The sequence below is a fragment of the Streptomyces sp. NPDC002835 genome, from assembly GCF_053591995.1.
Genome location: NZ_JBSFUW010000042.1, coordinates 17,107 through 39,579, shown reverse-complemented (window position 1 = coordinate 39,579; position 22,473 = coordinate 17,107). Strand labels below are relative to the sequence as shown.

The window sequence follows — 22,473 nt, the reverse complement described above, 5'->3', positions numbered from 1 at the left end:
ATTCCGGGTCGCTGGACCCGATGGGGCTTGTCGGCCGATCCTTCCCGATATATCGTTGAGGTATCGCGACTGATCAACGATGGAAGGAGCGTAGCGATGCGTTCATATGGAAACGGACCGGAACACGACCACGGCCGCGGTCATGGACACTGCGGGCCCGGCCATCACGGTCGCGGCGAGCACGAGGGCCGGCGGGCCGCGTTCGGGCCGTGGGGGCCGCCGTTCGGCGGGCCCTTCGGTGGCGGCCGCGGGCGCGGTGGAGGCCGGGGCAGGGCGCGGCGCGGTGACGTGCGCGCCTCGATCCTGGCGCTGCTGAGGGACCGCCCGATGCACGGCTACGAGATGATCCAGGAGATCGACGAGCGCAGCGGCGGGGCCTGGAAGCCCAGCCCGGGCTCCGTCTACCCGACCCTTCAGTTGCTGGAGGACGAGGGCCTGATCGTCCCGGAGAGCGAGGGCGGCAAGAAGCTGTTCACGCTGACCGACACCGGGCGTGCCGAGGCCGAGTCGGGGCCGGAGGCTCCCTGGGAGGAGGTCGGGCGCGGCGTCGACTGGGAGAAGGTCAACGAGATCAGGCAGGCCGGCTTCGGTCTGATGGAGGCGTTCGGCCAGGTCTGGAAGACCGGCGACGCCGAGCAGCGGCAGAAGGCCGTCGCCGTCATCAACGAGGCCCGGAAGAAGCTGTATCTGATCCTCGCCGACGAGCACTGAGTTCAGCCTCGGCTCTGCGGCGCGAAGGGCCCCGCGGTCACGCGGGGCCCTTCTTCCGTGCCGGGGCCGGTGTGCCGCCGTGCGCGAGGGTCTTTCGTTTGGATCAGGCCGGATCGGTGAGCGGGGTCTGGTGCATGGGGTCTCCCCAGGCCCGCCAGGGCCGAGGGGACGCCTTGCAAGGCGGAGGATGGGGGTCCCCCCGCCGAAGGCAGGGGGAGAGTCCACGCGGTGGGGGCACCTCCCGTGCCCGAAGGGCTACGGGGGAGTCGGCGACTGACGACAACGCAGCGAGGTGCGGTGCCAGGGCACGCGAGCCCGGCAAGCTCCGAACGAGAGGCCCTAGGTCAGGACACGAGGCCGCCGAGCCTGCGGAGCGACTCGTTGAGCGCCGCGGTCGCCGAGTCCCTGAGCTTCGCCGCCATCAGCGACACCGCCGCGCCGGTGAACTCCCCGTCGATCCGCACATCGGTCGCGCCGTCGGCCGTCGTGCCCTCGGCCGGGACCAGCGAGTAGCGGGTGCCCACGGTGACGGACATCGGCCCCTTGCCCCTGATGGCCAGCACCCGCTCCGGCTCCAGCTCCTCCACCGTCCAGGTCACCTCGGCCGGGAAGCCCATCAACTTCATGTTCTCCGCGAAGGTGGCGCCCGTCTCCAGCGGCTCGGGGCCGCCCTGCGGGAAGTTGGTGTGGGTGGTGTTCCAGCGCCCGTACGAGGCGAAGTCGGTGAGCTGGGCCCAGACCTTCGCGGCCGGCGCCTCGATGCGTGCCTCCGCGCTGACTTCTGCCATGCGACCACCCCTTCGTATCGGGTTCCGGTGCCGCGGACCGTAGCGGTGGGTGCCGGAACATTCAATACTGACGGCTCGTCAGTTCGAGGTGGTCTCATCCGTAAGGAGGAGGAAACGCCCGGGTGTGCCCGACTCCGGTCGGAGGGCGAATGCTTCCCCGCGTGGACGCCGGGCCCGTGGACGTCTGATGGGGTGGGAGATGTGCAAAGCCCTGCCTTCCGGCTGCCCCGGCAGCAGCCCGCCCCCGCTCGCCCCGACATCGAGACCGTACTCACCGACGGGTTGGCCGCGGTGGTCACGGGCGCGCGCAGAAGAGCGCTGCGCGACGGCGACCGGCAGATCGACACCGCGCATCTGCTGCACTCGCTGATGGAACAGGACCCCGACGTCAGAGCGGTGTTCGGCGGCCCGGCGCAGGTCGCGCGGGTCCTCGGGTACCTCGTGCAGCGGAGTATCGGCTACGGCCTCGCCTGGCAGGGCTCCGTCGAGGACTCGGGTGCGCTGCCCATCGTGCGCGAGGGCGGCCGTACGGGACACCTGCCCGCCCCCGTACCCGACGGGCGTCGCCGGCCCGCCGTCTCCCTGCCCGACGCGCCGGGCTGGTCGCCCTGCGCCGCGGCCGTCATGACGGGCGCGCTCGACCGGGCGCGGCGGTGCGGCAGGGGCAGGGCGGCGGGGATCGACGTGCTGGCCTGCGTCGCGGCCGATCCGGAGTGCCGGGCCGCCGAGGTGCTGCGGCGCGCGGGTGTCGACACGTCGCTGCTGGGTGCGCGGATCGCGGACGTGTCTCGACATGTGTCACCGGGGTGACGGTACTGACCGGTCCTGACATCATGTGCCGATGCAGGTGTCTCAGGGAAAGAGCGCCGGCCTGGGACTTGCCCTGGGGTCGGCCGTCGCGTTCGGTGGATCAGGCGTTGCGGCCAAGCCGCTGATCGAGGCGGGACTCGACCCCCTCCATGTCGTATGGCTCCGGGTCGCGGGAGCCGCCCTCGTCATGGCTCCGGTGGCCTGGCGCCACCGCACCCTGCTGCGGCGCAGGCCCGCGCTGCTGGCCGGGTTCGGGCTGCTGGCCGTGGCCGGTGTGCAGGCCTGCTACTTCGCGGCGATCTCGCGCATCCCGGTCGGGGTCGCGCTGCTCATCGAGTACCTGGCGCCCGCGCTCGTGCTCGGCTGGGTCCGGTTCGTCCAGCGCCGCCCGGTGACACGGGCCGCGGCCGTCGGCGTCGTCCTCGCCGTCGCGGGTCTCGCGTGTGTCGTCGAGGTCTGGGCGGGACTCAGCTTCGACCTGCTCGGGCTACTGCTGGCCCTCGGCGCCGCCTGCTGCCAGGTGGGCTACTTCGTACTGTCAGCCCAGGGCGGCGACAGCGACGACGTCCCCGACCCGATGGGCGTCATCGCCTACGGGCTCCTCATCGGTGCCGCGGTGCTCACAGTCGTGGCCCGTCCGTGGGGCCTGGACTGGTCGCTGCTGGCCGACGCCGCCGACATGGGCGGCACGGACGTGCCCGCCGCGCTGCTGCTCGGCTGGATCGTGCTGATCGCCACCGTGCTCGCGTACGTCACCGGTGTCGTCTCCGTACGCCGGCTGTCGCCGCAGGTGGCCGGCGTCGTCGCGTGCCTGGAGGCGGTCATCGCGACCGTGCTGGCCTGGGTGCTGCTGCGTGAGCACCTGTCGGCGCCGCAGATCGTCGGCGGCGCGGTCGTCCTCGTCGGGGCCTTCATCGCGCAGTCCCAGGCACCTCGGGCGCCGTCCGGGCCGGTGGCGGCGGGCGGGCCGGAACCGGTGCCCGCGGCGGCCGGTGAGGGCGTGGGCACGGGGGAGTTGTCCGGCGGTAAACGTGCCACGTAAGGTGACGATCATGCATTCGACCGTACTTCCGCCGCCCGCCGCCTAGCGCGGGCGGACGCTCTTCTCACGAAGACCGGGCTCGGGTCGTCCCCGAGCAGGTCGGTGCTGCCCGCGTGACCGGTTCGAGCAATCAGCCGTCCGTTCTTCTTACGGAGAAGTCACGTGTCGAATTCCTCTTCAACTGCCGCTGCCGGCATGCCCGCGGACGTGTCCGCCGGTATGCCGCTCGGCACGCCGGCCGGTACGTCCGCCGGCCTCCCCGCCGGTCTCCCCGTCGGGCGGGGACTCACCTATCTGATCTTCGCCGGGTTCGCCTGGGGGACCGCCGGCGCCGCCGCGTCCCTCGTCTTCGAGGTGAGCGAACTGGGCCCCCTCGCGCTGTCGTTCTGGCGGTGCGTCGGCGGGCTGGTGCTCCTCCTCCCCGTCCTCGCGCTGCGTGCCCGGCGGCGGGGCGGAGCCGCCGCGTCCGCCGAGCCGCGACGGCGCAGGCTTCTGCGCATCGTCGCCACCGGCGTGGGGCTGACCGTCTTCCAGAGCGCCTACTTCGCGGCCGTCGAGGCGACCGGCCTGGCCGTGGGCACCGTCGTGACACTGGGAGCCGGGCCCGTACTCATCGCCGTCGGCGCGCGGCTGACCATGGGCGAGCGGCTGGGCCGCGGCGGGATCCTGGCCGTCGCCGGGGCGCTGACCGGGCTCGGTGTGCTGGTCCTCGGCGGCGAGGGCGGCGAGGTGCGGCCGCTGGGCGTCGCACTCGCACTGCTGTCGGCCGCCGGCTACGCGGCGATCACGCTGCTCACGAGGTGGCTCGGCCGGGACGGGGGCGGCGGGGACTCGCTGTCCACGACGGCCTGGGCCTTCGCGATCGGGTCCGTGGGACTGCTGCCGATGGCGCTCGGCGAGGGCCTGCTGCCGCACACGGCGGACCTGGCGCGGGTCGTCTGGCTGCTGGTGTACGTCGCCGCCGTGCCGACCGCGCTGGCCTACGCCCTCTACTTCGCGGGCGCGGCCGTGGTCCGTTCCGCGACCGTCTCGGTGATCATGCTGCTGGAGCCGGTGAGCGCCGCGGTCATCGCGGTGACGCTGCTGGGCGAGCGGCTGACGGCGGCCACGGTGGCCGGGACGCTGCTTCTGCTGACGGCGGTCGCCGGGCTCGCCGCGGCGGAGGCGCGGGGTGCGGCCGCCCGCAGGCGGCTGCCGGTCCCGGCCTGACGCCCATGGCCCGCCCCGGGCGCCGAGTCCTGGGGCGGGCCGGTGGGTTCAGAGGTAGGCGGGCAGCGGGACGGCCGGCCCGAGGTCGGTGGCCGGGACAGGGGCGCCCGACGTGACGGCCACGGGGACGACACCGGCCCAGTGGGGGAGCGACAGGTCCTCCGGGTCGTCGTTCGGGCCGCCGGTGCGGGTCTTGGCGGAGACCTCGGCCAGATCCAGCCGGAGCACGGCCGTCGCCGCCAGCTCCTTGGCGTTGGCGGGGCGGGAGTCCGCGGCGCGGCCGGGGATCGCGTGGTCGACCAGCGCGTCCAGCGCCGTGCGCTTCTCCTCGGCGTCCGTCACCTGCCGTGCGGAGCCGTGGACCACCACCGAGCGGTAGTTGATCGAGTGGTGGAAGGCCGAGCGCGCCAGCACCAGACCGTCGACATGGGTCACCGTCAGGCACACGGGCAGCCCCGGGTCGGCCTCGCCCGCCATCCGCAGGGGCCGCGAGCCCGTCGACCCGTGGACGTACAGCCGCTCGCCGACGCGGGCGAAGAGCGTGGGCAGGACGACCGGCGCGCCGTCGCGCACGAAGCCGAGGTGGCAGAGGTGGGCGGTGTCGAGTATCGAGTGCACCAGTTCACGGTCGTAGGACGCGCGCTCCCGGGAGCGGGTGGGGATGGTCCGCTCGGTCGGCTCGTACGAGGCTTCGGCGGTGAGAGACTCCGTGGTCTCGTCTTCCGCGGTCTGAGGTTCCGTGGTCCGGGACATTGCCAGCTCCATTGCACTAGTGCATAATAAGTTTTGTGCTAGGAGAATATCGGATCGTTGGGCGGCGCGCATCGGAAATCGCCGCGAGTGTGGAGCGGGCAGTCGGGTCGGGGGAGCTCGAGCCGGGCCAACTGCTGCCTCCGATGCGGGAGTTGGCGACCGAGCTGGGCGTCAATCCGAACACCGTCGCCGCCGCCTACCGCACCCTGCGCGAGCGCGGAGTGATCGAGACGGCGGGCCGCAGGGGCAGCCGGGTGCGCCCCCGCCCGGCCAGTACGGCGCGCGGATCCATCCGGGTCGACGCGCCCCCGGGCGTGCGGGACCTGGGGGAGGGCAACCCCGACATCGCGCTCCTGCCCCCGCTGGGCGAGGCGCTCGCGTACGCGGCCGAGCGGCACGCGAAGGAGCCCGGCCTGTACGGGAAGGAGTCGCTGGACGCCGAGTTCGTACGCCTCGCGCGCGCCGCCATGGACGCCGACGGGGTCCCCGCCGGGCCCCTCGCCGCCACGTCCGGAGCGCTCGACGCGATCGAACGGGTCCTCGCCGCGCACCTGCGGCCGGGCGACGCGGTCGCCGTCGAGGACCCGGGCTGGGGGAGCCTGCTCGACCTGGTCTCGGCGCTCGGGCTCAGGCCACTGCCCCTCGCACTCGACGAGGAGGGCCCGCTGCCCGGCGAGATGGAGCGGGCGCTGACCGCCGGCGCCCGCGCCGTCGTCGTCACCGACCGGGCGCAGAACCCGACCGGCGCGGTGCTGAGCAGCCACCGGGCCGGTCAACTGCGAGCCGTGCTCGGCCGGTTCCCCCGCACGCTGCTCATCGAGGACGACCACGGTCACGCCATCGTCGACGCCCCGCTGTTCCCCCTCGCGGGGGTGACCGAGAGCTGGGCGTTCGTGCGCTCGGTGGCCAAGGCGTACGGGCCGGATCTGCGGGTCGCCGTCCTGACGGGCGACAGCGTCACCGTCGACCGCGTACAGGGCCGGCTCGGGCTGGGCCCCGGCTGGGTCAGCCGGCTGCTGCAGCACACCGTCGCGCATCTGTGGGCCTCCGGCGCCGTCGATCCCGTCGCCGTCGCCCGCGCGTACGGCGAGCGGCGCGACGCCCTGATGGACGCGCTGGCCCGGCGCGGCGTCGAGGCCCGCGGCCGCAGCGGCATGAACGTGTGGGTGCCCGTCCAGGACGAGACCGGGGCCGTGGCGCGACTGCTCCACGCCGGCTGGGCGGTGGCCCCGGGCGCGCGCTTCCGTATGGCGTCGCCCCCCGGCGTCCGGCTGACCGTGTCGCAGCTGACGCGGGCCGACATCGAGCCGCTCGCCGAAGCGGTCGCCTCGGCGGTCGGCCCGATGCCGGTCCGCAGCTACGGCTGAGCGGGGGCCGGGGCGGGGGCCGGTGTCGTTGCCGTCTTTGCCGTGGGCTGCTTGGGCCGGCTCTGGGTCAGTGCCGCGCCCACCAGGACGATCAGTGCGCCCACCGGCGTGTTCCAGCCCAGGTGCTCGCCGAGTACCAGCACGCCCGCCGCCGTGGCGATGACCGGGATGAAGTACGTGACCATCTGGCCGGTCGTCGGTCCGACCTCGGCGACCAGCCCGTACTGGATGAGCAGGGCCAGCCCCGTGCCCAGTGCCCCTAGCGCGATCACCGCGAGCAGTGGCACCAGCGGGAACGAGGTCGGCAGCGTCGTGAACAGAGGTGTCACGACCGCAAGTTGGAGAGTCGCCACGCCGAGCTGCGCCCCGGTCAGCGACAGGTGCGAGTTGCTGGAACCGGCCAGGGTGCGGCGTACGTAGATCCAGCCGATCGGGTAGCTGAGCGAGGCGAGCAGCGCCATGGCCGTACCGCCGAAGTCCAGTCCGGAGAAGCCCTGCCAGGCGCCGAGGACGGTGAGCACCCCGAGGAACCCGATGCCGAGCCCCGCGACCCGGCGCCGGGTGGGCCGGTCCTCCGACAGCGCGACCAGGGAGAGCGCCATGCCCCACAGCGGCGAGGTGGCGTTGCAGATGCCCGCGAGGGTCGACGGGATGGTGAGCTCGGCGTAGGCGAACAGCGAGAACGGCAGCGCGTTGAGCAGGAAGGCGGCGACGGTGAGGTGGCCCCAGGTGCGCAGGCCCCTCGGTAGCCGCTCACGGCGGAACGCCATGGCGACGGCGAGCACCGCCGTCCCGAAGAAGAGGCGGCCGAAGGTGACTTGGAACGGCGCGTACGCCCCCGTGCCGACCTTGATGAGCAGGAAGCTGAAGCCCCAGACCGCCGAGAGCAGCGCGAACCGGATGCGCCAGTCGACGGCCCGCCGGCGCGGAGGGGCGGCGAGCGCGGGCTCGCCGTGGTCGGAGTTCGGGTCGGCCGGGGAGGCGGGGGAGGTGAGGGTGCGGGCTTCGTCGGCCCCAGTGGCTGCGGTGCTCATGGCAACACGATGAACCGTCCCACTTCTTAGGACAAGCGAGAATTTCTCGACCGCATCGCTTAGTGTTGCTTACATGTTGAACTTGGAGCGGCTGCGCACTCTGGACGCCCTGGCCCGGCACGGCTCGGTCAGCGCCGCCGCCGACGGGCTGCACGTCACCACCTCGGCCGTCTCCCAGCAGATGGCGAAACTGGAGCGCGAGGTCGGCCAGCAACTGCTGGCGAAGAACGGGCGCGGCGTGCGCCTCACCGACACCGGCCGGCTCCTCGCCGACCATGCCGCGCGCATCCTCTCCCAGGTCGAGCTCGCGCAGTCCGAGATAGAGGCCCGGCGCGGACAGGTGGTGGGCGAGGTCAGGATCGCCGCGTTCCCGACCGCGGCCCGCGGGCTGTTCCCGGCCGCGCTGTCCTCCCTGCGCCGCGATCACGCCGAACTGCGGGTGCTCTCCACGGAGTTGGAACCGGAGGCGGCGGTCAGGGAGGTCATCAGGGGCGACCTCGACCTCGCCGTGGTGCTCGACTGGAGCAACAAGCGGCTGCCCGTGCCCGGCGGACTGGCGCAGGCGCATCTGCTCGACGACGTCCCCGACGTCGCCATGCCCGCGGACCACCCCCTCGCGGGCCGCGCGGAGGTCGACCTGGAGGAGTTCGCCGACGACGAGTGGGTGTCCTGGCCGGAAGGCGAGTTCTGCCACGAGTGGCTCGTGTTCACCCTCCGCTCCAAGGGCTTCGAGCCGCGGATCACGCACCTGGCGGGCGAGCATCACACCCAACTCGCCCTGATCGCCGCCGGTCTCGGCGTCTGCGTCGCGCCACGGCTCGGGCGGGGGGCGGTCCCGGAGGGCGTCGCGCTCGTTCCCGTACGGCAGCGGATGCGCCGGCACGTCCACGCGGTGTGGCGCACGGACGCCGACCGCAGGCCGTCCATCAGGGCGGCGGTGGAGGCGCTGCGCAGCGCGGCGGAGCAGCAGGGCTGACGGCAGGGTCGATCGGATCAGAGCGCCGGCAGTTTGCGGAAGTCCCAGGACGCGACCGTGTCGGGGGTCAGCCGCAGCCAGGCGTGCCGGCCGTCGTGCGGCATCGCGTCGAGGCCGAAGTTCTTGGCGGCGAACAGCGCCTCCGGCACGGCCAGTTCGGGACAGTCCTCGCCCGTGCGCGGCGCCTCGCCGACGAACACGGCCGTGCCGGACAGCTCGGCGCCGCGCAACTCCCCGTACTCCTCGCCGTCGTCGACGACCACGGCGACACGCGGATCGCGGCGCAGGTCGGCCCAGCGGCGGCTGCGGGTGAGGGAGTAGAGCCACAGGGACGTGCCGTCCCAGGCGAACCACAGGGCGCTCACGTGCGGACGCCCGTCGGGGGACACGGTGGCCACCCGGCAGGTCCGCTGCTCGGTGAGGAACGCGTCGAGCTCGCCGGGAGTCATCATGATGCGGCGGCCCCGGCGCTGGGTGGCGGTCATCTGCGGTCCTTCCGGCGCTGTCCCTGACTCGCTGTCAGAACTCGTGCCGGAACAGCATGGACGCTCTTCCCCCGGTACGCAATGGAGGCTACCGTCGCGCGCCTCCCGCACCGGGCCGGACACGACATCGAGGGGGCACCATGCCGTCCCGCCAACAACTGCTGGAACAGCTCGAGGTGCCCACCACCGTCCTGCTGACCGTCGAATGCCAGCAGGGCGTCGTCGGCAAGGACAGCGCCCTGCCGGAACTCGCCGCCCAGGCGGGCGCGTCGGGCGCGCTCCGCAACGTCGCACGGCTGGTCGACGCCGCCCATGAGGCGGGCGTACAGGTGCTGCACGCGGTGGCCGAGCGGCGCCCCGACGGCCGGGGGTCCAACCGGAACGCGCGGCTGTTCAGGGCCGCCGAACGGCTGCCCGTGCAGCAGCACACCGGTTCCGCGGCCGTACGCGTCGCACCGCCGATCGAGGTCGCGCCGGAGGACCTCGTCGTCCGCAGGCTGCACGGGCTCTCGCCGCTCGCCGGCACCGGCGTCGACCCGATCCTGCGCAACCTCGGCTGCCGCACCCTCGTCGTCACCGGCGTCTCGGCCAATGTGGCGGTGCCGGCCGCCGTCTTCGACACGGTGAACCTCGGCTACACGGCGGTCGTCGTCGCGGACGCCATCGCGGGAGTGCCCGCCGAGTACACCCCCGCGATGATCCGCAACACCCTGTCGCTGGTGGCCGGCATCACCACGACCGACGAGGTGGTGTCCTGCTGGAAAGGGCCAGGCAGGATCACGCGAGCTTGATCGAGTCCCCCTCGACGGTGATCTGGGTGGGCGGCAGCGGCGCCGTCGCAGGACCCGCCTTGACGCTGCCGTCGGACGCGTCGAACTGGCTGTTGTGACAGGGGCAGTTGATGGTGCCGTTCGAGATGTCCTTGACCGCGCAGCCCTGGTGCGTGCACTTGGACGAGAAGGCCTTGAACTCGCCCGCGACCGGCTGGGTGATTACCACGTCCCCGATGACCTTGCCGCCGCCCGCCGGGATGTCCGCGGTCTTGGCGAGCACCGTGCCGCCGGCGCCGCCCGTGTCACCGCCGCCCGAGGCAGCCGCGCCGGCCTCGCCGCCGCTCTCGCCGCCGGCCGGTGGCTGCGACCCGGTCTGCACCGTGTCGTCCGAGCCGCCGCACGCGGTCAGGGCGGCGGTGAGACCGGCCCCGCCCACGGCTGCGACGACGGTGCGGCGCGCCACGGTGCGAGCGGTCCCCTTGGATCCGGTCATGCTGGCTCCCTCTCCACTGTCCGGCCTCGTGCCGGCCGGTTCGTGAAGTGGTACGCGCGCCCGGACCGCGGCGTTCAAGGTTCCACGGAATTCCCACGGGACGGACGACCCCGCGCGCGGGTCGGGCCGCCCTGCCCCGGTCGGCGTCGGGTCGGGGTCACCACTGGGTGATGAGCGGCGCGTCCGGTTCGTGCTGCCGCCAGGCTTCGGTGAGGCGGAGGAGACGGGCGGGGGCGGCGATGCCGCGCACGGTCGCGATCCTGCCGCCCGCGAGGTCGAACGTCACGGCGCCGACGACCTGTTCACCGGGTATGAAGAGGATGGCGGGGGCGCCGTTGACGACCGCGTAGTGGACGGCGGACGGGCCGCCGGCGAGTCGCTGCTTGGCGGGTGTGGACTTGAAGCCGGCCCGTGCGATGGCGGCGATGCGCTGCGGAGTGTCGTACCGCAGCAGCGTCTTGGCCAGGCCGGCGCCGTCGGAGATCGCGATCGCGTCGTCGGTCAGCAACGACACCAGCCGTTCGGTGCGGCCGGAGGAGGCGGCGGCGAGGAATTCCTCGACGATCCTGCGGGCGGACGCCGCGTCCGCTTCGCCGACGCCGCGGCGGCGCGCGGCGGTGACGCGGTGCCGGGCGCGGTGCAGATGCTGCTGGCTCGCGGACTCGGTGATGTCGAGGATCTCGGCGATCTCGGCGTGGCCGTAGGAGAACGCCTCGCGCAGGATGTAGACGGCCCGCTCCAGGGGCGAGAGGCGCTCCATCAGAGTCAGCACGGCCAGGGAGACCGATTCGCGCTGCTCGAACGTGTCGGCGGGGCCGAGCATCGGGTCGCCGTCGAGGAGCGGTTCGGGCAGCCAGGCGCCGGCGGTGCGCTCGCGGCGGGCCTGTGCCGAGCGGAGCCGGTCGAGGCACAGGTTGGTGACGACCTTCGTCAGCCACGCCTCCGGCACTTTGATCAACTGCCGGTCGGCGGCCTGCCAGTGCAGGAACGCGTCCTGCACGGCGTCCTCGGCGTCCGTGGCGGAGCCCAGCAGCCGGTACGCCAGCGAGGCCAGCCGGTTCCGGCTGGCCTCGAACCGACTGGTGTCGAAGCGATCGATGTCGGTGCCGTCCACACGGACCACCCTAGGCGGCAACGCGGTTCACGGTGGAGGCATTCGGCGCGGCCGCCACACGGAGCTTGCGCTTGGGCACACAGAAGGTCGGGTGATTGGTGGTCCACAGCGACAACTTCAGGATGCCCGCCTTGATCCGCGCGGCCTTCCGGCCGCCCAGGTACTTCGGCTTCGCCCGCGCCTCCTCGTCGACCATCTGCAGGATCCCGTCCCGCCGGCCGAGGCTGATGTGGTTGCCCACGTACTCCAGCTTGGTGTTGGGGATCTTGCGGCCGGTCAGGCGTCCCACGATCGCGCCCGTGGCCTGCATGGCGGTGTAGCCGGCCGAGGCGCAGGACATCGGCAGCGGCCGGCCGTTGTCGCCGATGGCGTGGGCGCTGTCGCCGACCGCGTAGACGTCCGGGTGCGAGACCGACCGCATGGTGCGGTCGACGACGATCCGACCGTTCTCGGTGACCTCCAGCCCGGCGGCGGCGGCGATGGTGTCGACCGCGAAGCCGGCCGTCCACACGGTCGCGTCGGACGCCAGGACGCTGCCGTCGGCGCACAGCACCCGCTTCGCCTCGACGGCTTCGACGGCGGTGTGCTCGAGGACGGTCATGCCCAACCGGTCGCAGGCCCGGCGCAGGTGGTCGCGGGCTCCGGGGGAGAGCGGGGCGCCCAGCTCGCCGCGGGCGACCAGCGTCACCGACAGGCCGGGCCGGGCTTCCGCGATCTCGGTGGCGGTCTCGATGCCGGTCAGCCCGTCGCCGACGACCAGCACGCTCCTGCCGCCGTCCGGCCCGTCCTGCTTGTCCAGGCTGTCCAGGCGCTCCCGCAGGCGTAGTGCCGAGGGCCGGCCGGCGACGTTGAAGGCGTGCTCGGCCACGCCGGGGACGCCTTGGTCGGCGACGTGGCTGCCGAGCGCGTAGAGCAGGGTGTCGTAGCCGAGTTCGCCGCCGCCGTCGGCGTCGGCCACTGCGACGACCCGGCGCTCGGGGTCGACGGCGGTGACCCGGGCCAGGCGCAGCTGTATTGCCGTGCCCGCGAAGACGTCCACGAGCCTTTGAGCCTCGATCTCCCGGCCGGCCGCGAGCTGGTGCAGCCGCAGCCGCTCGACGAAGTCCGGCTCGGCGTTGACCACGGTGATCTCGATGTCCTCCGGGGACAGCCGGCGGGTCAGGTTCCCGGCCACGTAGGCCCCGGCATAGCCGGCGCCGAGGACGACGATGCGGTGCTTCATGTGCAGCTCCTGTCGGTTCGCTCGCTCTTCGTGAATTGAGCGGAGCAGCGTCCCGATTGCTGACAGGAACCGTGTGTGATGTGAGTCACGGATGGTGTGGGCGTGTTCCGGCGCGATTTGCCTAAAGGTCTTAGGCTGTTGCCTAATGGGTGTCATGGTGCGCGCAGGGCTGACCACGGAACGACTGGCGCGAGCAGGCGCGGAGCTGGCCGACGAGGTCGGCTTCGACCAGGTGACCGTCTCGGCGGTCGCCAGGCGCTTCGACGTCAAGGTCGCGAGTCTGTACTCGCATGTGAAGAACTCCCAGGACCTCAGGACCAGGATCGCCCTGCTCGCCCTGGAGGAACTCGCCGACCGGGCCGCCGCCGCGCTCGCCGGACGCGCCGGCAAGGACGCCCTGACGGCCTTGGCCGACGTCTACCGCGACTACGCGCACGAGCACCCGGGCCGTTACGCCGCGGCCCAGCTGCGGCTCACCCCGGAGGCGGCGGCCGCCAGTGCCGGTGGCAGACACGCACAGATGACCCGGGCGGTGCTGCGCGGATACGACCTGGCGGAGCCGGACCAGACCCATGCGGTCCGGCTGCTGGGCAGCGTCTTCCACGGCTACGTCAGCCTGGAGATGGGCGGCGCCTTCAGCCACAGCGCCCCCGACACACAGGAGACGTGGTCACGGACCCTGGACGCCCTCGACGCCCTGCTGCGCAACTGGCCCCAGGCGTGACCGGGGCCGCGGCGTACGGCCTGCGCGAGCACCGGCCATGAGGGCGACGCCCGAGCACGTCCCGGCAGACCGCCCGCACCGGTCAAGGGGCGACGCCCGAGCGCGCGCACCTCGCCGGACCGACCGCCGAAAGTCCGATCAACAGGTTGAGACGACCATGCACCCCAACGGCAACTGGATCACCACGCCCGTCACCGCCGAACTCCTGCGCGGCGCCATCGAAGTGGAGCGCACCGAGCACGGCGTGCTGCCGCACCGGCTGCCGGCCCGGGCCCGCGCCCAGTGCGCCGACGCGCAACTGGTCATGGCCGAGGCCCAGCCCTCCGGCGTCCGCCTGGTGTTCCGTACCCGGGCCACCGCCGTCGAACTGGACGCCCTGCCGACCAAGCGGGTCTACGTGGGCGCCCCGGCCCGTCCGGACGGCGTGTACGACCTGCTCGTCGACGGCCGCCCGGCCGGTCGGGCCGGTGTGCCCGGCGGCAACACGCTGACCATCGACATGGCCGCGGGCACCGCCGAGCACCGGCCCGGCCCGCCCGGCACCCTCCGCTTCGCCGGCCTGCCCGCCGGCCCCAAGGACGTCGAGATCTGGCTGCCGCACAACGAGACCACCGAACTCGTCGCGCTGCGCACCGACGCCCCCGTCGAGCCCGCGACGGACCGGGGCCGCAACGTCTGGCTGCACCACGGCAGTTCGATCAGCCACGGCTCCGACGCCGCGAGTCCCACGACCACCTGGCCCGCCCTCGCCGCCTCCCTCGGCGGCGTCGACCTGGTGAACCTCGGGTTCGGCGGCAGCGCCCTGCTCGACCCGTTCACGGCGCGCGTGCTCCGGGACACCCCCGCCGACCTGATCAGCGTCAAGATCGGCATCAACCTGGTCAACACCGACGTGATGCGCCTGCGCGCCTTCACCCCGGCCGTCCACGGCTTCCTCGACACCGTCCGCGACGGCCACCCCACCGCACCGCTGCTCGTCGTCTCGCCCATCCTGTGCCCCATCCACGAGGACACCCCGGGCCCCAGCGCCGCGGACATGAGCTCCCTCAGCGCCGGGCGGCTGCGGTTCCGGGCCACGGGCGACCCGGCGGAACGCGCGAGCGGCAAACTGACCCTGAACGTCATCCGGGACGAGCTGGCCCGGATCGTGGCCCAGCGGGCGGCCCAGGACCCGAACCTGCACTACCTCGACGGCCGCGACCTCTACGGCGAGGCGGACTTCGCCGAGCTGCCGCTGCCCGACCAGTTCCACCCGGACGCCGCCACCCACCGCCGCATCGGCGAACGCTTCGCCGGGCTGGCCTTCACCGCGAACGGCGCGTTCGCGGACGGCCGCGCCTGAAGCGATGCGGTGGGCGCGGCCGGGCGACGTGGTGGGCGCGGCCGGGCGACGTGGTCCCCGCCGGTTCAGCCCGTACCGCGCGCGCTGCCGCGCAGGGAGTCGAGAAGCCGGCGCAGCGCGAGGCCGTCCGGGGCGACGGCGGTGACCAGCGAGGCGGGACCGGCCAGGGGTGACAGCACCGCGAGACCGTCTTCCGGTGCCCTGCCCAGCAGCCGGACTTCGGCGGGTTGCTCCTCGAACGCCGGGTCGACGACGAGGAGCTGCCCCGTCGCACGGTTGCGGGAGAGGACGGCCGGGCCCGCCCAGCCCGGTGCGCCCGGCCCGTACTCGGCCTCCTGGTCGAGCAGGGTGCGCCCGCCGCGTCGCACGGTGAGACGCGTGGTCACATGGCCCGGTGGTTCCCCGGTGCGTCCGAGGATCTGTTCCTCCCGCAGGACGAGCCGCGCCGTGGGGGCCAGGTCCACGGTCCAGGACTGCCGCAAGTTGCTGCCGGCGGCGCAGATCAACGGCTTGGGCAGCCAGTGGAGCTCCGCGTCGTCCCCGACGGTCAACCGCACGTCGTACACGGCGTGTTCGGGGGTCGGGCCGCGCAGGGCCAGCGTCGCGGCGGCGGACGTGACGTGCAGCGTCGCGCCCGGCCCTGCGGTGGCCTCGATGCACAGCCGGTCGCCGCCGAGCGGGGCGCTCATGGCGCCGACGACACACACCCGCGCCTCGGTCCCCCGTGAGCGCAGGCGCCGCAGTTCGAAGGGCCCGTCGCCGTCGAGGACGGGCAGCGTGGTATTGCCGCCCCTGGCGACCGCCGTGATGCGCGCGGTCGCCCGTACGCCTTCGGCGGTCCGCCGGGCGGCCGGTGCCGCCGGTGGGGTGGTGAGTGTCATGCGGGCCCCGCGGTCCGGTCGGTGAGGCGTCCGCGGACCCAGTCGGCCACCGGTTTCACACCGCCCTCGCTCGTGAGGGAGGTGAAGGCGACGGGAAGTTCGCCGCGTTGGGCCTTCGCGTCGCGGGCCATGCCGTCCAGGTCGGAGCCGACGTACGGCGCGAGGTCGGTCTTGTTGACGACGAGGAGATCGGCGGTGGTGACGCCGGGGCCGCCCTTGCGCGGGATGTCGTCGCCGCCGGCGACGTCGATGACGAAGACCTGCGCGTCGACGAGGCCCCGGGAGAAGGTGGCGGTGAGGTTGTCGCCACCGGACTCCACCAGGATCAGGTCGAGCGGGCCGAGCTCGTCCTCCAGGTCCTCGACGGCCTCGAGGTTGGCGGAGATGTCGTCGCGGATGGCGGTGTGCGGACAGGCGCCGGTCTCGACGGCCCTGATGCGCTCGGGCGGCAGGACGGCTTCGCGCAGCAGGAAGTCGGCGTCCTCGCGGGTGTAGATGTCGTTGGTGACGACCGCGATGGACAGCTCGTCGCGCAGGGCCCGGCAGAGGGCGGCGACGGTGGCGGTCTTGCCCGAGCCGACCGGCCCGCCCAGGCCGATCCGCAGGGCTCGCCGGCTGCCGTCGGGCCGCGTCGGGCCGGCGGCGCTGTGGGTGTGCCGTTGGGGGAACTTCTCGTCGAGGTCATGGTCGAGATGCATACGGACTCCCGTGTGCGGTGCTGTGGTGGGTGGTCTTGTGGTGCTGGCCGCTCATGAGACAGCGGCCACTCGCGAGGTGGCGGGCCGTTCGCGAGGCGGCGGACAGCTCGCGACGTGGCGGACAGCTCGCGACGCGGCGGGCGTTCACGATGCGGCGGACAGCTCGCGACGCGGCGGACCGCTCAGGCGGTGGGGCCGCTCATGAGGCGAACAGGCGTACCGGCCAGGCGGCGTGCTGCTCCGCCGTGATGTCGAGCAGCGGCGCGGAGGCGGCGGGCAGTGCGCCGGTCCCGTCCTCGGGGACCCGCCGTGCCGCGGCGGCGGCCGCGGTGGCGGTCCGGTCGAGGTCGGGGGCCAGGCGGGCGAGCACGGCGGTGGCCTCGAACGGGTCCAGGCCCAGCAGCCGGACCGTCGCCGTGGCGGGCCCGCTGATCGACTCGTACGCCGCCGCATACGCTCCGTCCAGCGGCGCCAGGCCCGCCGACCGGGCCGCGAGGCCCAGCACCACGGGCTGGTGCGCGCCCTGCGGCCTGGCCGCGGCCAGGCCGTCCAGCTCTGCCGAGGGCCAGGTGGCGCGGGCGGCACGCATCATCTGGCGCCCGAGCCTGCGTGCGACGGTACGCAGCGCCTGCACCGGGGTGCGGGCGTCGGCGGCCTCGTCCAGGGCCAGCGGATCGTGGCCGCCGGCGGCCGCGGCGGCCAGTGCCGCCGCGACCAGGCCCGCGGTGTGCAGCCGGCCGCGGCAGAAGTCCTCCAGCGAATCCGCGTCCTTGACGAGGCCGGCGGCCACGGCCGCTTCGGCCCCGCCGGAGTGCGCGTGCCCTCCGGCGGGGAACCGGCCGTCGGCCAGGACGAACAGCGCGGCCCGGTTCATCGGTGCTCCTTCGCGATGCCTAGAAGAGGAAGTAGCGCTGGGCCATGGGGAGTTCGGAGGCGAAGGCACGGTCGACGATCTGGTCCTGCACATAGGTCGTCACGTCCGTCACCTTCGCGCCCCCGGCGATGACCTCGTAGGTGTCCGGATCGATCGTGACGTCCGGGGTGGCCCCGTTCTCCTTCATGTGCTTCTTGAAGACGCCGCGGGTGCTGGTGATCGCCCTGAAGCGCTTGGTCAGCCCGCTCCTCTTCGACAGGCCGTTGTCGATCGCCCGCTGGGTGACGAAGTTGAAGGAGATGGAGCCGGGCGCCAGGCCCGTGGCGCCCCACATGGGGCGCGGCAGGACCGGCTGCGGGGTGGGGATCGAGGCGTTGGCGTCGCCCACCTGCGCGTACGCGATCTGTCCGCCCTTGATCACGATGTGCGGCCTGACCCCGAAGAACTTCGGCTCCCACAGCACCAGATCGGCCAGCTTGCCGGTCTCCACCGAGCCGACGACGGAGTCGATCCCCTGGGCGACGGCCGGGTTGATGGTGTACTTCGCGACGTACCGGCGGGCGCGCCTGTTGTCGGCGGGCAGCGGCTTCTCCTCCGGGGCCGTGTCCTTCGCCTTCTTGCCCTTCGGCTTCGGATCGTCCGCCGGCCGGTCTTCCTCGAGCAGGCCCCGGCGTACCTTCATGACATGTGCCGTCTGCCAGGTGCGCATGATCATTTCGCCGATGCGGCCCATGGCCTGGGCGTCCGAGGACATGATCGAAATGGCGCCGAGGTCGTGCAGGATGTCCTCCGCGGCCATGGTGGAGGGCCGGATCCGGGAGTCCGCGAAGGCCAGGTCCTCCTCGACCTTCGGGTTGAGGTGATGGCAGACCATCACCATGTCGAAGTGCTCCTTGACCGTGTTGACGGTCAGCGGCCGGGTGGGATTGGTGGAGGCGGGCAGGACGTTCGGCTCGCTCACCATCTTGATCATGTCGGGGGCGTGGCCGCCGCCGGCGCCCTCGACGTGGAAGACGTGGATGGAGCAGCCGTCGATGGCGTCGATGGTGTCCTGGACGAAACCGGCCTCGTTGAGCGAGTCGGCGTGGAGCGCGAGCTGTACGCCGGTCTTCTTGCAGACCTCCAGGCACTTCCTGATGACGGCCGGGGTGGCGCCCCAGTCCTCGTGGATCTTGAAGCCGATGATGCCCGCGTCCACCTGGTCGTACATGGACTTCTCGGACATCGTGGCGCCCTTGCCCAGCAGCCCGACGTTGACGGGGAAGGCGTCCAGTGCCTCGAACGTGCGGTTGATGTGCCAGGAGCCGGGCGTCACGGTCGTGGCGGTGCTGCCCTCCGCCGGCCCGGTGCCGCCGCCGATGAGGGTGGTGACACCGGCGGCCAGCGCCTCGTCGACCTGGCCGGGGCAGACGAAGTGGACGTGCGTGTCGATCCCGCCGGCGGTGAGGATTCTGCCCGCGCCCGCGATGACCTCGGTGTCCGGACCGACGACGAAGTCGGTGGGGGCGGGGCCGATGCCGTTGTGACGGCCGGCCGCCCTGTGCAGCGGGTCCATCGTCTCCGGGTTGTATGCCTTGCCCAGCGCGACGATGTCGCCGTCACGGATGGCGACATCGGCCTTGACGACGCCCCAGTGGTCCAGGACGACGACGCCCGTGATCACGGTGTCGGGCGGCTCGACACGGCTGCCGGCCGCCTTGTCGGTCCTGCCCGGATCGCGCGGCGCGACGGACTGGCCCATCGACTCGCGGATCACCTTGCCGCCGCCGAAGACCATCTCGTTCCCGCTGCGCCCGGGACCGCCCACCCAGTCGTCCTCGATCCTGATCTGCAGCGCCGTGTCGGCGAGCCGGATGCGGTCCCGGGTCGTCGGCCCGAACCGGTCCGTGTACGCGGGGCGGGTCAGCGGGTCGAAGGGCCCGGGGGTCTCCTGGCAGCAGGAGCAGTCGGGGCAGTCGCTCATGGACGTCACACCCGCTCCTTGCCGAACGAACCCCTGGTGTCGTCGAGCGAGCCCTTGATCTTCTCGGGCAGACCCTTGACCTTGCCGCGCAGACCGTGGACCACGCGCCTGCCTTCGATGGGCACGAGCTCGACCTCTTCGGTGATGCCGGGCTCGAAGCGTACGGAGCTGCCGGCGGGGACGTTCAGACGCTTGCCCCAGGCCGCCTCGCGGTCGAACGCCAGCCCGTCGTTGGCCTCGGCGAAGTGGTAGTGGGAACCGACCTGGACGGGACGGTCGGTCGGGTTCCTGACCGTCAACTCCGTGATCTCCCGGTCCTCGTTGAAGACGACGACCCTGTCCTGCTCGAGGGTGGAGTGGTCCACCTTCCCCGGCCAGACCGCCGGCTCCTCGTCCCCGCCCACTTCAGGGAAGGGACCGTGGATGGTCACCAGCTTCGTGCCGTCCGGGAAGGTGGCCTCCACCTGGACGTTCTCGATCATCTCCGGGACGCCTTCCATGACCTCCTCCCGGGTGAGCACCTTCCGCCCGGACGACATGAGCTCGGCGACGGTCCGGCCGTCCCGGGCGCCTTCGAGGACGTGCGCGATCAACAGCGCCATCGTCTCGGGGTAGTTGAGCCGCACCCCCCGGGCCCGCCGCTTCTCGGCGACGTCCGCCGCCACATGCATCATCAGGCGTTCTTGTTCGTGCGGAGTCAGGTGCATAGCCCTACCCTGTGCTCGGTCCAGCCCCGGACTGCTGTCCCGGGCCCATGCGCTGGGGTGTCGCCGTGCACCGTGCCGCCGACAGGACGAACCTCGCGGCTCCGCTCCCGCCCGGTCGGCACGATCCGGTATCCGTGGCTGGTCAACCCCCACCTCGCACAGTCAGTTTGATCACTGAGCGAAGCCGGAAACGGGATAGCCAAGATCCACACCCGGACGAGTGGCGGCCGGAACCGCTACTTGACGCCGGGGCCGGAATCCGAGGTCACCGCGCCACCCGCCCCCACTGACCCGACCCGACCCGCCCCGGAACCCCGGCCGCACGCTCCGGCGGGTCAGCACCCGCCGGCTTCCACCTCCACCCCGAGGGCGAGGGTCACGGACGTGTAGGTGTCGGACTCGGGCTCGGTCGGTGTGACGTGCAGGCAGTACGCGGCGTCGACGTCGTCGGTGGTGACCTCGAACAGGTCCGCCGACGTGGTCTCCTCCCACTCGCTCTGCGGCGAGACGGTCACCATCCCGAACTCGGGGCCCTCGCCGCTGTTCTCGATGGCGTCGGCTATCAACTCCTTGTAGCTGCCCCGGAACCCGCCCACCTGCTGCGCTCGCGCCTCGAGGCTCTCGGCGGCCGAGTGGACCGCGTCTTGCAGTTCGCCCTCGCTCCATGACGAACTGTCGTGGAGGGCGTACATGCCACCGCCCGCGAACAGCAGGGATCCGATGATGAGAGCCATCCCCACGGGGTTGTTCGGGTTGTACACAAAGCGGCTCGTCCCCCACTTGGAGCGGACGAAGACCGGCTCGGCGTCGTGATCTTCGTTCATGGGCGGGAGCCTAGCCGCGCCGCTCGGCGGGGCGCCGGGGCGGCCGGCCCCTCCGACGTACGGCGACGCGGGCACAGTGCGAAGCCCCGCCAACGGGGGAGTGGCAGGGCTTCGCTGAACGCAGCTTAGCCGCGTCCGGCAGCGCGCGGCAGCCGAACTCGGGAGCAGCCCCGCGCACGCAGGCCCACGGGAGCCATCGCGGCGCCGGGCCGCGAGGAGGACGGAGGGATAGGGTGAGGGGAACGCGTCGCACGGGCGCGCGGTGTGCCGGGAAGTCTGGTCGGCGATCAAGGGCCCGAGTGCCCGAGTGCCGACGCCCCGGAGGTTCCCGTCGTGTGCGCTGCCCCGCGCGAGCGATCCGTCTTCCTCGACCTGCTGCCCTGGCCCGAACGCAAAGCCGTCGCGCAGGCCCTCAGAACCGAGACGGTCGGCGGGGTCGTACTCCTCGTGGCCGCCGCGATCGCGCTGGTCTGGGCCAACACACCCTGGGCCGACGCCTACGAATCGCTGCGGAGCGTGCACTTCGGCATCCCCGCGCTCGGCCTGGACCTCTCGCTCCAGCACTGGACCGCCGACGGCCTGCTCACCGTCTTCTTCCTCGTCGCCGGGATCGAACTCAAGCGGGAACTGGTCCTGGGCGAGCTGCGGAATCCCGCGCGGGCCGCGCTGCCCGTGGTCGCCGCCGCGTGCGGAATGATCGTGCCCGCCGCCGTCTATCTCCTCACCGTCGGGGCGGGCAGCGGTTCGCCCGCGGGCTGGGCCGTGCCGATGGCCACCGACATCGCGTTCGCGCTCGCCGTGCTGGCCGTCCTCAGCACTCACCTGCCGTCCGCGCTGCGAGCCTTCCTGCTCACCCTCGCTGTCGTCGACGACCTCGGCGCGATCCTGATCATCGCGGTGTTCTTCACCTCCGAGCTGAACCTCGTGGCCCTCGGCGGCTCCGTCGCCGGACTCGTGCTCTTCTACGCGCTGCAGCGGCTGCGGGTACGCGGCTGGTGGTGGTACGTGCCGCTCGGCCTGGCCGTCTGGGCGCTGATGTACAACAGCGGCGTGCACGCGACCGTGGCCGGGGTGGCCATGGGCATGCTGCTGCGCGCCGCGCACGACGGCGGCACCCGCGGCCGTCCCCGGGAGGCCGCGTCGCCCGCGGAACGCACCGTGCACCTGCTGCGGCCGATCTCGGCGGGCGTCGCCGTCCCCCTCTTCGCGCTCTTCGCCGCCGGGGTGAGCGTCTCGGGCTCCGCCCTCGGCAAGGTGTTCTCCGACCCCGAGCCGCTGGGCGTGGTCCTCGGCCTGGTCGTCGGCAAGACGGTCGGCGTCTTCGCCGGGACCTGGCTGGCGGCGCGCTTCACGAGGGCCCGGCTCAACCCGGACCTGGCCTGGGCGGACGTCTTCGCCCTCGCGGCCCTGGCCGGTATCGGCTTCACCGTGGCCCTGCTGATCGGCGACCTCGCCTTCACCGATCCGGCGCTCACCGAGCACGTCAAGGCCGCCGTCCTGGTCGGCTCACTGATCGCCGCCGGCCTCGCCGCACTGCTGCTCAAGCGCAGGAACGGCATCTACCGCCGGCTGTGGGAGGAGGAGAACGCCGACGAGAACGCCAACGCCATCCCGGACGTCTACGAGCGCGGGCCCACCGAGGACGGCGACCACTGACCCGGCCGCCGCTCACAGGTGGGGGCA

23 protein-coding genes are annotated in these 22,473 nt (G+C 72.8%); 10 read left to right on the top strand and 13 right to left on the bottom strand.

The window, feature by feature from the left end:
* Positions 1–96 precede the first annotated feature (96 nt).
* Entirely contained in the window at positions 97–711 is a 615-nt protein-coding gene (locus tag ACWD01_RS31680; RefSeq protein WP_451166655.1) for a PadR family transcriptional regulator, read from the top strand.
* Between the two features lie 344 nt (positions 712–1,055).
* Here ACWD01_RS31680 and ACWD01_RS31675 read toward each other — a convergent pair whose 3' ends face one another.
* On the bottom strand, positions 1,056–1,499 hold the full coding sequence (locus tag ACWD01_RS31675) for a type II toxin-antitoxin system Rv0910 family toxin (protein WP_451166654.1): 444 nt from the start codon (positions 1,497–1,499) through the stop codon (positions 1,056–1,058).
* Positions 1,500–1,700: 201 nt separating this feature from the next.
* Between ACWD01_RS31675 and ACWD01_RS31670 the strand changes: the two genes are divergently transcribed.
* The 3 genes from ACWD01_RS31670 (at position 1,701) to ACWD01_RS31660 (ending at position 4,560) form a co-directional block, all read left to right on the top strand.
* A complete protein-coding gene (locus ACWD01_RS31670) occupies positions 1,701–2,309 on the top strand; it encodes a Clp protease N-terminal domain-containing protein (protein ID WP_451166652.1) in 609 nt (202 codons plus the stop codon).
* A 31-nt stretch (positions 2,310–2,340) separates the two neighbouring features.
* Positions 2,341–3,351 carry an EamA family transporter gene (locus ACWD01_RS31665; protein WP_451166650.1) on the top strand — a complete coding sequence of 337 codons (1,011 nt, stop codon included), beginning with the start codon at positions 2,341–2,343 and terminating at the stop codon, positions 3,349–3,351.
* A 219-nt stretch (positions 3,352–3,570) separates the two neighbouring features.
* Positions 3,571–4,560 carry a DMT family transporter gene (locus tag ACWD01_RS31660; RefSeq protein ID WP_451166681.1) on the top strand — a complete coding sequence of 330 codons (990 nt, stop codon included), beginning with the start codon at positions 3,571–3,573 and terminating at the stop codon, positions 4,558–4,560.
* A 48-nt stretch (positions 4,561–4,608) separates the two neighbouring features.
* On the opposite strand, the gene ACWD01_RS31655 is transcribed toward ACWD01_RS31660, so the two are convergent.
* Positions 4,609–5,313: a pyridoxamine 5'-phosphate oxidase family protein gene (locus ACWD01_RS31655; protein ID WP_451166648.1), complete on the bottom strand. Its 705-nt coding sequence runs from the start codon at positions 5,311–5,313 to the stop codon at positions 4,609–4,611.
* A 35-nt stretch (positions 5,314–5,348) separates the two neighbouring features.
* Here ACWD01_RS31655 and ACWD01_RS31650 point away from each other — a divergent pair, with 35 nt between their 5' ends.
* Positions 5,349–6,680 (top strand): aminotransferase class I/II-fold pyridoxal phosphate-dependent enzyme, encoded by a 1,332-nt coding sequence (locus tag ACWD01_RS31650; RefSeq protein ID WP_451166647.1) that lies wholly within the window; start codon positions 5,349–5,351, stop codon positions 6,678–6,680.
* Here the strand turns inward: ACWD01_RS31650 and ACWD01_RS31645 are convergent.
* Positions 6,671–7,714 (bottom strand): DMT family transporter, encoded by a 1,044-nt coding sequence (locus ACWD01_RS31645; RefSeq protein ID WP_451166646.1) that lies wholly within the window; start codon positions 7,712–7,714, stop codon positions 6,671–6,673. The two genes, ACWD01_RS31650 and ACWD01_RS31645, sit on opposite strands and share 10 nt — an antisense overlap.
* A gap of 73 nt (positions 7,715–7,787) precedes the next feature.
* On the opposite strand from ACWD01_RS31645, the gene ACWD01_RS31640 reads away from it, so the two are divergent.
* Entirely contained in the window at positions 7,788–8,690 is a 903-nt protein-coding gene (locus ACWD01_RS31640) for a LysR family transcriptional regulator (protein WP_451166645.1), read from the top strand.
* Between the two features lie 17 nt (positions 8,691–8,707).
* On the opposite strand, the gene ACWD01_RS31635 is transcribed toward ACWD01_RS31640, so the two are convergent.
* The gene (locus ACWD01_RS31635) at positions 8,708–9,175 is read right to left on the bottom strand and encodes a pyridoxamine 5'-phosphate oxidase family protein (RefSeq protein WP_451166644.1); all 468 of its coding nucleotides are present in this window, start codon (positions 9,173–9,175) and stop codon (positions 8,708–8,710) included.
* 140 nt (positions 9,176–9,315) lie between these two features.
* Here ACWD01_RS31635 and ACWD01_RS31630 point away from each other — a divergent pair, with 140 nt between their 5' ends.
* On the top strand, positions 9,316–9,966 hold the full coding sequence (locus ACWD01_RS31630; protein ID WP_451166642.1) for a cysteine hydrolase: 651 nt from the start codon (positions 9,316–9,318) through the stop codon (positions 9,964–9,966).
* Here ACWD01_RS31630 and ACWD01_RS31625 read toward each other — a convergent pair.
* The 3 genes from ACWD01_RS31625 to ACWD01_RS31615 all read right to left on the bottom strand — a co-directional run bounded on the left by ACWD01_RS31625 (position 9,953) and on the right by ACWD01_RS31615 (position 12,777).
* Entirely contained in the window at positions 9,953–10,441 is a 489-nt protein-coding gene (locus ACWD01_RS31625; RefSeq protein ID WP_451166640.1) for a Rieske (2Fe-2S) protein, read from the bottom strand. The genes ACWD01_RS31630 and ACWD01_RS31625 overlap by 14 nt on opposite strands.
* Before the next feature lie 157 nt (positions 10,442–10,598).
* Entirely contained in the window at positions 10,599–11,555 is a 957-nt protein-coding gene (locus ACWD01_RS31620; RefSeq protein WP_451166638.1) for a sigma-70 family RNA polymerase sigma factor, read from the bottom strand.
* A gap of 10 nt (positions 11,556–11,565) precedes the next feature.
* Positions 11,566–12,777, bottom strand: coding sequence for an NAD(P)/FAD-dependent oxidoreductase (locus ACWD01_RS31615; RefSeq protein ID WP_451166636.1), 1,212 nt, complete (start codon positions 12,775–12,777; stop codon positions 11,566–11,568).
* Positions 12,778–12,931: 154 nt separating this feature from the next.
* Here ACWD01_RS31615 and ACWD01_RS31610 point away from each other — a divergent pair, with 154 nt between their 5' ends.
* Positions 12,932–13,501, top strand: coding sequence for a TetR/AcrR family transcriptional regulator (locus tag ACWD01_RS31610; RefSeq protein WP_451166634.1), 570 nt, complete (start codon positions 12,932–12,934; stop codon positions 13,499–13,501).
* A 157-nt stretch (positions 13,502–13,658) separates the two neighbouring features.
* Positions 13,659–14,843 carry a GDSL-type esterase/lipase family protein gene (locus tag ACWD01_RS31605; protein WP_451166632.1) on the top strand — a complete coding sequence of 395 codons (1,185 nt, stop codon included), beginning with the start codon at positions 13,659–13,661 and terminating at the stop codon, positions 14,841–14,843.
* A gap of 65 nt (positions 14,844–14,908) precedes the next feature.
* On the opposite strand, the gene ACWD01_RS31600 is transcribed toward ACWD01_RS31605, so the two are convergent.
* From ACWD01_RS31600 to ACWD01_RS31575, 6 genes are all read right to left on the bottom strand, one after another.
* Complete coding sequence (locus ACWD01_RS31600) at positions 14,909–15,724, bottom strand: urease accessory protein UreD (RefSeq protein ID WP_451166631.1); 816 nt, start codon at positions 15,722–15,724, stop codon at positions 14,909–14,911.
* The gene (ureG, locus tag ACWD01_RS31595) at positions 15,721–16,422 is read right to left on the bottom strand and encodes an urease accessory protein UreG (RefSeq protein WP_451166629.1); all 702 of its coding nucleotides are present in this window, start codon (positions 16,420–16,422) and stop codon (positions 15,721–15,723) included. Before ureG ends, ACWD01_RS31600 begins: the two co-directional genes overlap by 4 nt.
* A 199-nt stretch (positions 16,423–16,621) precedes the next feature.
* The gene (locus ACWD01_RS31590) at positions 16,622–17,296 is read right to left on the bottom strand and encodes an urease accessory protein UreF (protein ID WP_451166627.1); all 675 of its coding nucleotides are present in this window, start codon (positions 17,294–17,296) and stop codon (positions 16,622–16,624) included.
* A gap of 19 nt (positions 17,297–17,315) precedes the next feature.
* Complete coding sequence (gene ureC, locus ACWD01_RS31585) at positions 17,316–19,259, bottom strand: urease subunit alpha (RefSeq protein ID WP_451166680.1); 1,944 nt, start codon at positions 19,257–19,259, stop codon at positions 17,316–17,318.
* A gap of 5 nt (positions 19,260–19,264) precedes the next feature.
* Complete coding sequence (locus ACWD01_RS31580; protein WP_451166625.1) at positions 19,265–19,966, bottom strand: urease subunit gamma; 702 nt, start codon at positions 19,964–19,966, stop codon at positions 19,265–19,267.
* A gap of 335 nt (positions 19,967–20,301) precedes the next feature.
* Complete coding sequence (locus ACWD01_RS31575) at positions 20,302–20,790, bottom strand: hypothetical protein (RefSeq protein WP_451166624.1); 489 nt, start codon at positions 20,788–20,790, stop codon at positions 20,302–20,304.
* 333 nt (positions 20,791–21,123) lie between these two features.
* On the opposite strand from ACWD01_RS31575, the gene nhaA reads away from it, so the two are divergent.
* A complete protein-coding gene (gene nhaA / locus ACWD01_RS31570; RefSeq protein ID WP_451166623.1) occupies positions 21,124–22,446 on the top strand; it encodes a Na+/H+ antiporter NhaA in 1,323 nt (440 codons plus the stop codon).
* The last annotated feature ends 27 nt before the right edge of the window (positions 22,447–22,473 follow it).

Coding starts and splice junctions, on each gene's coding strand:
- ACWD01_RS31660 (WP_451166681.1), top strand. CDS start 3,571: ATGCCGCTCGGCACGCCGGCCGGTACGTCCGCCGGCCTCCCCGCCGGT.
- ACWD01_RS31675 (WP_451166654.1), bottom strand. CDS start 1,499: ATGGCAGAAGTCAGCGCGGAGGCACGCATCGAGGCGCCGGCCGCGAAG.
- ACWD01_RS31630 (WP_451166642.1), top strand. CDS start 9,316: ATGCCGTCCCGCCAACAACTGCTGGAACAGCTCGAGGTGCCCACCACC.
- ACWD01_RS31580 (WP_451166625.1), bottom strand. CDS start 19,966: ATGCACCTGACTCCGCACGAACAAGAACGCCTGATGATGCATGTGGCG.
- ACWD01_RS31615 (WP_451166636.1), bottom strand. CDS start 12,777: ATGAAGCACCGCATCGTCGTCCTCGGCGCCGGCTATGCCGGGGCCTAC.
- ACWD01_RS31575 (WP_451166624.1), bottom strand. CDS start 20,790: ATGAACGAAGATCACGACGCCGAGCCGGTCTTCGTCCGCTCCAAGTGG.
- ACWD01_RS31640 (WP_451166645.1), top strand. CDS start 7,788: ATGTTGAACTTGGAGCGGCTGCGCACTCTGGACGCCCTGGCCCGGCAC.
- ACWD01_RS31635 (WP_451166644.1), bottom strand. CDS start 9,175: ATGACCGCCACCCAGCGCCGGGGCCGCCGCATCATGATGACTCCCGGC.
- ACWD01_RS31605 (WP_451166632.1), top strand. CDS start 13,659: ATGCACCCCAACGGCAACTGGATCACCACGCCCGTCACCGCCGAACTC.
- ureC (WP_451166680.1), bottom strand. CDS start 19,259: ATGAGCGACTGCCCCGACTGCTCCTGCTGCCAGGAGACCCCCGGGCCC.
- ACWD01_RS31625 (WP_451166640.1), bottom strand. CDS start 10,441: ATGACCGGATCCAAGGGGACCGCTCGCACCGTGGCGCGCCGCACCGTC.
- ACWD01_RS31590 (WP_451166627.1), bottom strand. CDS start 17,296: ATGAACCGGGCCGCGCTGTTCGTCCTGGCCGACGGCCGGTTCCCCGCC.
- ACWD01_RS31655 (WP_451166648.1), bottom strand. CDS start 5,313: ATGTCCCGGACCACGGAACCTCAGACCGCGGAAGACGAGACCACGGAG.
- ACWD01_RS31645 (WP_451166646.1), bottom strand. CDS start 7,714: ATGAGCACCGCAGCCACTGGGGCCGACGAAGCCCGCACCCTCACCTCC.
- ACWD01_RS31665 (WP_451166650.1), top strand. CDS start 2,341: ATGCAGGTGTCTCAGGGAAAGAGCGCCGGCCTGGGACTTGCCCTGGGG.
- ACWD01_RS31610 (WP_451166634.1), top strand. CDS start 12,932: ATGGTGCGCGCAGGGCTGACCACGGAACGACTGGCGCGAGCAGGCGCG.
- ACWD01_RS31600 (WP_451166631.1), bottom strand. CDS start 15,724: ATGACACTCACCACCCCACCGGCGGCACCGGCCGCCCGGCGGACCGCC.
- ureG (WP_451166629.1), bottom strand. CDS start 16,422: ATGCATCTCGACCATGACCTCGACGAGAAGTTCCCCCAACGGCACACC.
- ACWD01_RS31680 (WP_451166655.1), top strand. CDS start 97: ATGCGTTCATATGGAAACGGACCGGAACACGACCACGGCCGCGGTCAT.